The 10,166-nt window shown below is 67.9% G+C and carries 11 protein-coding genes and 1 pseudogene; 10 read left to right on the top strand and 2 right to left on the bottom strand.

Annotation, left to right across the window (positions count from 1 at the left end; genetic code table 11):
• The 3 genes and pseudogenes from ACFQ9R_RS34565 to ACFQ9R_RS34555 form a co-directional block, all read left to right on the top strand.
• A pseudogene (locus ACFQ9R_RS34565) lies at window positions 1-669 on the top strand (pyridine nucleotide-disulfide oxidoreductase); the annotation flags it as partial.
• 10 nt (window positions 670-679) lie between these two features.
• Entirely contained in the window at window positions 680-1,810 is a 1,131-nt protein-coding gene (locus ACFQ9R_RS34560) for an Mrp/NBP35 family ATP-binding protein (protein ID WP_378997035.1), read from the top strand.
• 77 nt (window positions 1,811-1,887) lie between these two features.
• Entirely contained in the window at window positions 1,888-2,715 is an 828-nt protein-coding gene (locus ACFQ9R_RS34555; RefSeq protein WP_378997033.1) for an IclR family transcriptional regulator, read from the top strand.
• Here the strand turns inward: ACFQ9R_RS34555 and ACFQ9R_RS34550 are convergent.
• A complete protein-coding gene (locus ACFQ9R_RS34550; RefSeq protein ID WP_378997031.1) occupies window positions 2,712-4,400 on the bottom strand; it encodes an FAD-binding dehydrogenase in 1,689 nt (562 codons plus the stop codon). The genes ACFQ9R_RS34555 and ACFQ9R_RS34550 overlap by 4 nt on opposite strands.
• A 97-nt stretch (window positions 4,401-4,497) precedes the next feature.
• Here ACFQ9R_RS34550 and ACFQ9R_RS34545 point away from each other — a divergent pair, with 97 nt between their 5' ends.
• Both ACFQ9R_RS34545 and ACFQ9R_RS34540 read left to right on the top strand, forming a co-directional pair.
• Complete coding sequence (locus tag ACFQ9R_RS34545; RefSeq protein ID WP_378997029.1) at window positions 4,498-4,710, top strand: hypothetical protein; 213 nt, start codon at window positions 4,498-4,500, stop codon at window positions 4,708-4,710.
• Window positions 4,711-4,893: 183 nt separating this feature from the next.
• A complete protein-coding gene (locus tag ACFQ9R_RS34540) occupies window positions 4,894-5,547 on the top strand; it encodes a cutinase family protein (RefSeq protein ID WP_378997027.1) in 654 nt (217 codons plus the stop codon).
• 6 nt (window positions 5,548-5,553) lie between these two features.
• On the opposite strand, the gene ACFQ9R_RS34535 is transcribed toward ACFQ9R_RS34540, so the two are convergent.
• On the bottom strand, window positions 5,554-6,156 hold the full coding sequence (locus tag ACFQ9R_RS34535) for a TetR family transcriptional regulator (protein WP_378997025.1): 603 nt from the start codon (window positions 6,154-6,156) through the stop codon (window positions 5,554-5,556).
• A gap of 149 nt (window positions 6,157-6,305) precedes the next feature.
• Between ACFQ9R_RS34535 and ACFQ9R_RS34530 the strand changes: the two genes are divergently transcribed.
• The 5 genes from ACFQ9R_RS34530 to ACFQ9R_RS34510 all read left to right on the top strand — a co-directional run bounded on the left by ACFQ9R_RS34530 (window position 6,306) and on the right by ACFQ9R_RS34510 (window position 10,038).
• Window positions 6,306-7,532, top strand: coding sequence for an alkane 1-monooxygenase (locus tag ACFQ9R_RS34530; RefSeq protein ID WP_378997023.1), 1,227 nt, complete (start codon window positions 6,306-6,308; stop codon window positions 7,530-7,532).
• Window positions 7,529-7,705 (top strand): rubredoxin, encoded by a 177-nt coding sequence (locus ACFQ9R_RS34525; RefSeq protein WP_378997037.1) that lies wholly within the window; start codon window positions 7,529-7,531, stop codon window positions 7,703-7,705. Before ACFQ9R_RS34530 ends, ACFQ9R_RS34525 begins: the two co-directional genes overlap by 4 nt.
• Entirely contained in the window at window positions 7,702-7,884 is a 183-nt protein-coding gene (locus ACFQ9R_RS34520) for a rubredoxin (protein WP_266289085.1), read from the top strand. The genes ACFQ9R_RS34525 and ACFQ9R_RS34520 overlap by 4 nt, the downstream gene beginning before the upstream one ends.
• Window positions 7,881-9,074, top strand: a complete 1,194-nt coding sequence (locus tag ACFQ9R_RS34515; RefSeq protein WP_378997021.1) for an NAD(P)/FAD-dependent oxidoreductase — start codon at window positions 7,881-7,883, stop codon at window positions 9,072-9,074. The genes ACFQ9R_RS34520 and ACFQ9R_RS34515 overlap by 4 nt, the downstream gene beginning before the upstream one ends.
• A 79-nt stretch (window positions 9,075-9,153) precedes the next feature.
• Window positions 9,154-10,038, top strand: coding sequence for an NAD(P)H-binding protein (locus ACFQ9R_RS34510; protein WP_378997019.1), 885 nt, complete (start codon window positions 9,154-9,156; stop codon window positions 10,036-10,038).
• Window positions 10,039-10,166: the final 128 nt, after the last annotated feature.

Raw genomic sequence — 10,166 nt, 5'->3', positions numbered from 1 at the left:
GCCGCGCGCCGTAACTCCAAGCAGGTCGACATGGTCGCCAACACCTTGGAGCAGTGGGCCATCCGCGACCACGGCGACCGCCCGCACAAGCTGTTTTTGCACTTCTTCGAATCGCCCTCGGAGGTCCTCGGCGCCGACGGCAAGGTCGTCGGCCTGAAGACCGAACGCACCCAGCTCGACGGCACCGGCAACGTCAAGGGCACCGGCGAATTTCGGGTGTGGGACGTACAGGCGGTCTATCGGGCGGTCGGCTATCGCTCCGAAGATGTCGCCGACATCCCGTTCGACGACCGCACCGGCACCATCCCCAACGAGGCGGGGCGCGTGCTGATCGACCCGAACGCGCGCGAGGGGGCGCGATACCTCGACGGGGTGTATGTCACCGGCTGGATCAAACGCGGCCCCGTCGGCCTGATCGGCCACACCAAAGGCGACGCCGCCGAAACCGTTGCCTGCCTGCTGGCCGATCAGGCCCGGCTGACACCGGCGCCGCGACCACACCCCGATGCGGTGACCGAACATCTCACCGCCGCGGGCATTGCCTTCACCACCTGGGAAGGCTGGTACCGACTGGACGCCCACGAACGCGCGCTGGGCGAATCCGAAGGACGCGAGCGGATCAAGATCGTCGAACGCGCGGACATGCTGCACGCCAGCTCGGTCCAGTGAGGAGGAACCCATGACATCACCGACCGAACCACAGATCAGGACCGCGCTCGCCGGAGTAAATGACCCCGAGATCGGCCGTCCCATCACCGAATTGAACATGGTCGAGGCCATCGACATCGACGGAGCAGGTCGTGTCGCGGTAGGCGTCCTGCTCACCGTCGCAGGATGCCCCCTGCGGACGAAGATCAGTGACGACATCCGCGCCGCCGTCACCGCGGTGCCCGGCGTCGCCGGTATCGAGATCGACTTCGGGGTGATGAGCGAGGAGCAGCGCCGTAGCCTGAGAATCCAGCTCCGGGGACCCGGATCGGACAGTATCGCCGCTCTCGCGCAACCGGATTCACCGACCCGCGTGTACTGCGTGGTCTCGGGCAAAGGCGGCGTCGGGAAGTCGAGTGTCACCGTCAATCTGGCCGTCGCGCTGGCCCGACGTGGATTGCGCGTCGGTCTCATGGACGCCGATGTTCACGGTCACTCGGTACCCGCGATGCTCGGCATCACCACCGCGCCCACCCTGGTCGAGTCGATGATGATGCCGCCCACCGCATTCGGTGTGCGCGTCGTGTCGATCGGTATGTTCGTCGACGACAACGCCCCCGTCGTCTGGCGCGGGCCGATGCTGCACCGCGCGTTGCAGCAGTTCGTCAACGACGTGTACTGGGGCGAACTGGATGTTCTGCTGATCGACATGCCACCGGGCACCGGCGATGCGGCCATCTCCCTGGCCCAGTTGCTGCCCACCGCGCAGCTGCTGGTCGTCACCACCCCGCAACGCGCCGCGGCTCGCATCGCCGAACGCGCGGGCGCCGTGGCCGCGCAGACCGGTCAGCGGGTGGCGGGCATCATCGAGAACATGTCCTGGTACGACAGTCCCGACGGCACCCGGCAGACCCTCTTCGGCGCGGGCGGCGCCACCGCGGTGAGCCGCGCGCTGAGCGGCCTGCTCGACACCTATTGCCCGGTCATCGGCCGGATCCCGTTCGATCCGGTGGTCTGCGCGGCAGGCGATCAGGGCGCTCCGTTCGTCGACACCGACCCGCACTGCGCGCCCGCCAGAGCGATCGGCGAGATCGCGGCGACCATCGCGCCGATCGTGCGCCGCCCGCTGTCTGTGACGCCGGTCAGCCCGGTGCCTGCCTGAGATCGCGGCGAAATAGTGCGTGAGCGGAGCTGACAGCTCTAGTCTGTTAGCGCTACGCACTGTGGAGGTTGGATCACATGACGGTCGAGATCGTGACCGAACCGGCGCCCGAGAACCTGTGGACCGGATCGGGCCGGGCGACCGGGGCACCGCCGACGTCGATGATCGAGCGGATGACGCTCATCCTGGACGCGTTCGACGCCGCCACACCCACGCTGACGCTGCTCGGGCTCGCCGAACGCACCGGGCTGCCGCGCTCGACCGTGCATCGCATCCTCGACCAGATGATCCGGCTGCGCTGGCTCGCGCACACTCCGGGCGGCTACCGGCTGGGGCTGCGGGTGCTCGAACTCGGCGGGCTCGCGGCCGAGCAGAACGAACTGCGCGAGGTGGTGGGGCCACTGCTCTACGAACTCAGTCAGCGCACGGGGCTGGTGGGGCACCTCGCGGTGCTGGACGGGCGTGAGGTGTTGTTCCTGGATCGTGCGGGGGGCCGCGGCCGGGTGGTCATCCCGACCCGTGTCGGTGGCAGGCTGCCCGCGCACTCCACGGCGGTGGGCAAGGCGCTGCTGGCCACGCTGGAGCCCGGCATCGCCGAGGCCGCGCTGCGGGGCAATGCCGTGGCACGAACCGCGCGCACGATCGTCGACCGGGCCGAACTGCATCGCGAACTCGCCCGTATCCGCAACCGTCAGGGCGTGGCCGTGGACACCGAGGAGTCGCTGCCGGGCGTGGGTTGCGTGGCGGTGCCGATCCGCGGCCGCGGTGTCGCAGTGGCCGCGATCTCGTTGTCGGGCACGGTCAATGGTGAGCGCACCGCGCTCGACACCGCGCGGCTGGCTCGGGCGCTGGCCGAGGTGGCCAAGGAAGCGTCACGCACCCTGGCCCCCCGGCACCCGCACTAGGCTGCGCGTCGCGCGATCGCTCGACCGGCCGCTCGACCGGAGAAGATGCACCCGCCCAGGAACGTGCCCTCCAGCGCGTTGTAACCGTGCACGCCGCCACCGCCGAACCCGGCGACCTCACCGGCCGCGTACAAGCCGGGGAACACCGAGCCGTCCGGGCGCAGCACCTGCGAATCGAGGTCGGTCTGCAGACCGCCCAGGGTCTTGCGGGTCAGCACATTGAGGCGTACCGCGATGAGCGGGCCGTGGGCAGGATCGAGGATGCGGTGCGGCTTGGCGACGCGGAGCTTGTCGCCGAGGAACTTGCGGGCGCTGTTGGTCGCGGTCACCTGCGCGTCCTTGGAGAAGGAGTTGGCGACCTCGCGATCGCGGCCCACGATCTGGTGCTCGAGGGCGGCCACGTCCAGCTTCGGACCGCGGGAGATGTCGTTCATGCCGTCGACGAGTTCGGCCAGGGAGTCGGCGACCACGAAGTCCACGCCGTGCTGCTTGAACGCCTCCACCGGGCCCGGCGCGCCCTTGGCGAGCCTGCTGCGCACCGTGAACTTCAAGTCCTTGCCGGTGATGTCGGGGTTCTGTTCCGAACCCGACAGCGCGAACTCCTTCTCGATGATCGACTGGTTCAGGACGAACCAGGAGTAGTCGTAGCCCGTCGACAGGATCTGGCGCATGGTCTCGTTGGTGTCGAAACCGGGGAAACACGGTGCGGGCATGCGGTTTCCGTTCGCGTCGAACCACAGCGACGACGGGCCGGGGATGATGCGGATGGCGTGATCGGGCCAGATCGGATCCCAGTTGTGGATGCCCTCGGTGTAATGCCACATCCGATCGCGGTTGACCAGCGCCGCCCCGGCTTCCTCGGAGATCCCGAGCATCCGGCCGTCGACATAGGCGGGCACACCGGAGATCATGTGCTCCGGGCACGGGCCGAGCCGTTCGGTGGGCCAGTTGCGGCGGATGAGGTCGTGGGCGTGCCCGATGCCACCCGAACTCACGAGAATCGCGGGGGCTCGGAAGGTGAACTCGCCCACCACATCCCGGTTCGAGGCCTGACCGCGGTCGGTGTCGGAGGGGGCGAGAACGCTGCCGCGCACGCCGGTCACGGCGCCGTCGTCGACGATCAGCTCGTCGACGCGGTGCCGGAAGGCGAAGCGGACCAACCCTTTCGCCTCACCGGCCAGCACCGGCTCGCGGAACACCCGCAGTACCTCGGGCCCGGTGCCCCAGGTGAGGTGGAACCGTGGCACCGAGTTGCCGTGTCCGCCTGCCAGGCCACCGCCCCGTTCGGCCCAGCCGACCAGCGGGGTGAAACGCAGACCCAGGGCGTGCAGGTAATCCCGCTTCTCGTCGGTGGCGAACCGGACGTAGGCCTTCGCCCACTCGCGGCCCATCCGGTCCTCGTCGTCGCGGTCGAAACCGGCCGAACCCAGCCAATCCTGCAGTGCCAGTTCGTAGGAGTCCTTGATGCCCATCCTGCGCTGCTCCGGGCTGTCGACGACGAACAGCCCGCCCAGCGACCAGAATGCCTGCCCGCCGAGGTTGGCGCGATTCTCCTGATCGAGCACCAGGACCTTGCGTCCGGCGAGCACCAACTCGTGCGCGGCCACCAGGCCCGCGAGTCCGGCGCCGACGACAATCGCGTCGGGGGTGAAATCTTCGGTGGGCGCAGGCACTGTGCTCGACATGTCTGGAACGTAGCATTGGTTAGTCGGCAGGTGGGGGCAAGTCCTGGAAAACAGCCTGACCTGCGACATTTCATTCGATGAAAGGCTCGACACGCTCATGAACGCCCGAACCCGTACCGGCGCCGCCGTCCTCACACTCGCCGTCGTGGCCGGCCTCGGCGCCACCTCGTGCTCGAAGTCGCGCTGGTGTGAACGCGATCAAGGCGACGTTCTCGTCGCGGATTCCTACTGCGAACGTGGTGTGGCGGGCTACGAGTGGGAGCCCGATCACGACAAGCCCAAGTACAAGAAGAAGCCGAAGAAGCACTGAGGTAGCGCAGCGGCGTTGTGCCGCAGGCGATCCGAGATGTAACCGTGGCGCAGCCGATGCCGAGTTCGCGCCATGACGATGCAGGTCAACGGGTATTCCACCACTGAGCACACCGAATGCTGTTGGGCAGGAGGTGAATCGCTCTTTCTCTATTTCTCACAACGGCGTGAGTGGGTGGGCACGATGACCTATCGGAAGGCAATTCGTATCGTCGCAAGGCAAACAGCGCGAGCGCTGTCGGTGTTGCTACTGACCGCGGGAATCGGGACAGCGATGTCCCCGGGACTGACAGCGTGGGCGCAGGATTGCGCCACCCTCGATGTCGTGATCGCCCGCGGCACAGCAGAACCCGGCTATCTGGGAGCCGCGATCGGCGACCCGCTCTACGCGGTACTGAGCGCGCAACTACCGGTGGACACCACCGCCCATCGCGTGGACTACCCAGCCGACCTGCTGGTGCCGACCTCGATGCCCGACGGCACCCGGGCCATGACCGGCCACCTGCTCGAGCAGGCCGCCGCCTGCCCCGACCAGCGTTTCGTTCTCGTCGGCTACTCCCAGGGCGCGGTGGTCACCCACGGTGTCCTCGGCTCCGTCCCGTTGCCCGGAGCGTGGGTGCTGCCGCCGGAGCTGTCCTCGCGCGTCGTCGCGGTGCTCCTGTTCGGTGACCCCCTGCGATTGATCGGCGGCCCGGTCGCACCGCCGTATGCCGACCGCACCGCGAACTATTGCGCCGCAGGCGATCCGGTGTGCGCGGGCGGGGTGTTCCCAGCCGCGCACGGTAGCTACGGGTGGGCGTTCGCGGCCGCGGCCGGACAGGTGAACGCGCGGTTGTGAGCCCGCTCAGAGCGCGGGCATGACCCCCGACAGGACAGCGCCGACCTGCGCCACCGCGCGGTCGACGCTGCCTGTCGGCTGGAACAGATGACTCAGCGTCAACCGGACCATGATCTCGACGACCGAGGTCAGCTCGTCATCGGTGAGGGACGCGAATTCGTACTGCTCGCGGACGGTGGCACTGAGGGCGGCGACGGCCCGCCCGAGTACCGGTTCCGGGTCGCTCACCAGGGCGGGCAGCAAGGCGGTATCGCCGTCCTGGCGAGCTGAGAGCACCGCCTTGATCAGGGTGTTGTCGCCCGCGGCGCGCAGCGTGTACTCGGCGGCGGCGGTCATGCCGGCGAGCGGGTCGGCCGGATGCCGGGCCAGCGTCTCGGCGATGCCGGTCAGGTAGATGCCGGTCTCACGCTCGATCAGGGCCTCCGCGAGCGCCTGCTTGGTGCCGATCTCCTTGTAGAGGACCGGCCTGCTGATACCGACCTCCTTGGCCACCCGCGACATGTTGACCGCGCCCCAGCCCTCGCTGACGACCATCGTGCGCGCGGCGTCGATCATCCGGTCGCGCAGCAGTTGGCGCATTTCTGCCTGAAAGTTCGGTGGTTCGGCCACGTGATCATCCTACATGTGCCTATCGATGTGCTCGTTCATTGACAATCTGCGTGATTGTGTATCCAATCGGAACAACACGCGCTAATGTGTAAACGAAGGCGACTTCGAGCGAGAAGGTGTCCGAAGTCTCGGTGATGAGGAGAATGGCAATGACGACATCTCGAATCGGTGACCACGCAGGATCGGCGGCCCCGCCGCAGTGGCGAGATCCCAAGCGATACCTGTGGCTGTTCGGCCTCGTCGCCCCCAGTGCGACGCTGCTGGCGACTGGGTTCGTGTGGGCCTTCAACCAGTTCGGCTGGCAGGCCGTCGCGCCCGTGTGGTGGTGGCTCGGGCCGATCCTGCTGTATGTGCTGCTGCCGACCCTCGACCGGTTCTTCGGGCCCGACGGCAAGAACCCGCCCGAGGAGGTGATGGAGCAGCTGGAGAACGACAAGTACTACCGCTACTGCACCTACGCCTACATTCCGTTGCAGCTGTTCAGCCTGGTGTTCGCCTGCTACCTGTGGACCGCGGACAACCTGTCCTGGCTCGGCATCGACGGTGGTCTCGGCCTGATCTCCAAGATCGGTCTGGCCTTCACGATCGGCGCCATGGGCGGCGTCGGCATCAACACCGCGCACGAACTCGGCCACAAGAAGGACGAACTCGAACGCTGGCTGTCGAAGATCACGCTGGCCCAGACCTTCTACGGCCACTTCTACATCGAGCACAACCGTGGCCACCACGTGCGCGTGGCGACGCCGGAGGATCCGGCCAGTGCGCGGTTCGCCGAATCGTTCTGGAGCTTCCTGCCGCGCAGCGTGTGGGGCAGCTTGACCTCGTCGTGGGAGCTGGAGCGTACCCGCATGCAGCGGCTGGGCAAGAGCACGTTCTCGCTGCAGAACGACGTGGTGAACGCCTGGCTCATGTCGGTCGTGCTGTGGGTGGGGCTGGTCGCGGTGTTCGGTCCGTCGATTCTGCCGTTCCTGGTGATCCAGGCGATCTACGGTTTCTCGCTGCTGGAGACGGTGAACTACCTCGAGCACTACGGTCTGCTCCGGCAGAAGACCGCCTCGGGCCGCTACGAGCGCTGCACCCCCGAGCACAGCTGGAACTCCGACCACATCGTCACCAACATCTTCCTCTACCACCTGCAACGGCACAGCGACCATCACGCCAACCCCACCCGCCGCTACCAGATCCTGCGCCACATGGACGGCGCGCCCGAGCTGCCCAGCGGCTACGCGAGCCTGATCGGCCTGGCCTACGTGACGCCGTTGTGGCGCAAGGTGATGGACCATCGCGTGCTCGCCCACTACAACGGCGACATCACCCGCGTGAACATCCAGCCCAGCAAGCGGGCGCGGGTCCTGGCGAAGTACGGAGTGAACTGATGGCCTACCTCTGCCCTATCTGCGACTACGTCTACGACGAGCGATTCGGCGCTCCCCGTGAGGGTTTCGCGCCCGGCACGGTCTGGTCGCAGATCCCCGACGACTGGTGCTGTCCCGACTGCGGTGTGCGCGAGAAGGTCGACTTCGAACCGAGGGAAGGCGCGACCCGATGAGCGACTATCGACTGTTCCAGTGTGTCCAGTGCGGCTTCGAATACGACGAGGCGCTCGGCTGGCCCGAGGACGGTATCGAACCCGGCACCCGCTGGGACGACATTCCCGACGACTGGTCCTGCCCCGACTGTGGTGCCGCCAAGGCCGATTTCGATATGCGGGAGGTGAGCCGCGGATGAGTGGACGGATCGTCATCGTCGGCACCGGTGTCGCCGGCGCCACCGCCGCCCAGACCCTGCGACGTGAGGGCTACGCCGGTGAGATCGTGCTCGTCGGGGCCGAACCCGACCTGCCGTATCGCCGACCGGCGGTCTCCAAGGAGTTGCTCGCGGGCACTACGCCGTTCCAGCGCGCGGTGCTGAAGCCGGTGAAGTTCTGGGCCGACAACGCGGTCGATCTGCGCCCGGCCACGCTGGTGCGCGCGATCGACACCGACAGCGCGACAGTGCGTTTGAGCACCGGCGAGGTGCTCGGCTACGACAGCCTGCTGCTCGCCACCGGAGCAGGCGCGCGCACGATCGACACCGCGTCCACCCGCGTGCACACCTTGCGCAGACAGGCCGACGTCGTCGCACTGCAAACCGCGATCGACGGGGGCGGCTCGCTGCTCATCATCGGTGGCGGGCTCATCGGCTGCGAAGTCGCCGCCACCGCGCGCGGTCTCGGCGCCGAGGTGACGCTGTTGAACGCCGGGCCGGGGTTGCTCGATCGGGTAGTGCCGAACGCGGTGTCGGACCTGGTGCGCGACATCCACATCGAGCACGGCGTCGTCGTCGAGAACAGTGTCACCACCACACAACTGGTCGACACCGCCACAGGCGTCACCGCCACCACCACCGACGGCCGCACGTTCACCGCGGCCGCCGCCCTGGTCGCCATCGGCTCGATCCCCGACACCGCCCTGGCCGAATCCGCCGGCATCGCGGTGAACGACGGCATCATCGTCGACCAGCACTACCGCACCTCGGCCCCCGCCGTCTTCGCCGCGGGCGACGCCACCACCGCATTCAACCCCCGCCGTGGCGAATACGAACGCGGCCAACACTGGAACACGGCGATGTCGGACGGCGCCGCGGCCGCCAGAGCCATCCTCGGCCACCCCGCGGCCCCCGCCGAAGTCCCGTGGGGCTGGACCGACCAGCACGGCCTGTCGATGCACTTCGCAGGCTGGCTGCACCCGCACGACGACCTGGTCATCGACGGCGACCTCGGCTCCCGGGACTTCCTCGCGATCGCCCTGCACAACGGTCACCCCGTCGGTGCCGTAGCCATGGCAAGACCGAGAGAGCTCAGAGCCACCCGCACCCTCATCGCCGCAGGGCAGCCGTGGTCACCGAACGCGTCCCTCGACCTGGTTCGTTCACGCTGAACCGAGAGCCGGCGAATTCGGCGAAATCTGTCGGCTGTTGCGGTCAGGAACTGGCCGCGATGGGTTTTAGCGTGGGGTTATGGAACTGAGAGAGGACGCGAAGAAGGTTGTTGTCACTACGCCGGTCGGGCATGTGGGGGCTCGGGTTGTGCAGTTGCTGGTGCAGGCGGGGGTCCGGCCGACGGTACTGATGCGCGATCCGGGGCGGCTCGATGCCGCGATGCGGGAGTTCGTCGACGTCGTGCGGGTCGATCAGGGGGATTCGGAGGCGGTGGTGCGGGCCACCGTGGGTGCGGATCGGTTGTTCTGGGTGGATCCGCCTGCGCTGGTGGAGGGTGATCCGGTGGCGGGGTTCGCGCGGATGGGGGCGTCGGCGGCGCGTGCTGTTGTCGAGAACGGGATCGAGGCGACGGTGTTCGTCAGCAGTGTGGGTGCTGAGAAGCGGGGTGGGGCCGGGGAAATCGACGGGCTGGCGCGCACCGAGGAGCTGCTCGACAAGACCGGGGCGAATGTGGTGCACCTGCGGTGCGGCTACTTCTTCACCAATCTGCTGACCCAGCTCGACGAGATCCGGGCGGGCACGCTGTCCACACCGTGGCCGCCCGACCATGCGATGGCCTGGGTGGATCCGCGCGATATCGGTGAGGTGGCGGCGGCCCGACTGCTGTCGGATGCCTGGTCGGGGCGTGTCGTGCAGGCCGTGCACGGTCCGCGGGATCTGACATTCACCGAGGTCGCCGAGATTCTCGGCCGGCAGTTGGGCCATGCGGTCACCCCGATCCACCTCGCCGACAACGAGTTCCGGGAAGCGCTGCGATCAGCGGGCCTCGGACAAAGGCAGATCGACGGAATCGCCGGTATGTCCGCGGGCTTGAGTTCCGGATTCGTCGCGGAGAACCCGCGAACGGTGCTCACCACCACGCCGACGACCCTTGCCGCCTGGGCGAGCACCTGGCTGCGGTGAACCGAACCGGGGGGGGGGGGTGCGGCGGGGGGGAGCGGCCGGGGGGTGGGGGGTGTGGTTAATGCTAAAGCTGGCGGACCCCCCGCGAAAACGGCGGGGGCGGGGGGGGCGACGAAAAAAACGCGGCC

Origin of the sequence: Nocardia sp. NPDC056541 (assembly GCF_042794235.1) — a bacterium.
Lineage (GTDB): Bacteria > Actinomycetota > Actinomycetes > Mycobacteriales > Mycobacteriaceae > Nocardia.
The sequence above is the reverse complement of the archived record's forward strand: the minus strand, read 5'-3'. Positions and strand labels throughout refer to the sequence as shown.

What these genes read in the sequence shown, in the direction of transcription:
- ACFQ9R_RS34560 (WP_378997035.1), top strand. Translation starts at nt 680, where the DNA reads ATGACATCACCGACCGAACCACAGATCAGGACCGCGCTCGCCGGAGTA.
- ACFQ9R_RS34555 (WP_378997033.1), top strand. Translation starts at nt 1,888, where the DNA reads ATGACGGTCGAGATCGTGACCGAACCGGCGCCCGAGAACCTGTGGACC.
- ACFQ9R_RS34550 (WP_378997031.1), bottom strand. Translation starts at nt 4,400, where the DNA reads ATGTCGAGCACAGTGCCTGCGCCCACCGAAGATTTCACCCCCGACGCG.
- ACFQ9R_RS34545 (WP_378997029.1), top strand. Translation starts at nt 4,498, where the DNA reads ATGAACGCCCGAACCCGTACCGGCGCCGCCGTCCTCACACTCGCCGTC.
- ACFQ9R_RS34540 (WP_378997027.1), top strand. Translation starts at nt 4,894, where the DNA reads ATGACCTATCGGAAGGCAATTCGTATCGTCGCAAGGCAAACAGCGCGA.
- ACFQ9R_RS34530 (WP_378997023.1), top strand. Translation starts at nt 6,306, where the DNA reads ATGACGACATCTCGAATCGGTGACCACGCAGGATCGGCGGCCCCGCCG.
- ACFQ9R_RS34520 (WP_266289085.1), top strand. Translation starts at nt 7,702, where the DNA reads ATGAGCGACTATCGACTGTTCCAGTGTGTCCAGTGCGGCTTCGAATAC.
- ACFQ9R_RS34515 (WP_378997021.1), top strand. Translation starts at nt 7,881, where the DNA reads ATGAGTGGACGGATCGTCATCGTCGGCACCGGTGTCGCCGGCGCCACC.
- ACFQ9R_RS34510 (WP_378997019.1), top strand. Translation starts at nt 9,154, where the DNA reads ATGGAACTGAGAGAGGACGCGAAGAAGGTTGTTGTCACTACGCCGGTC.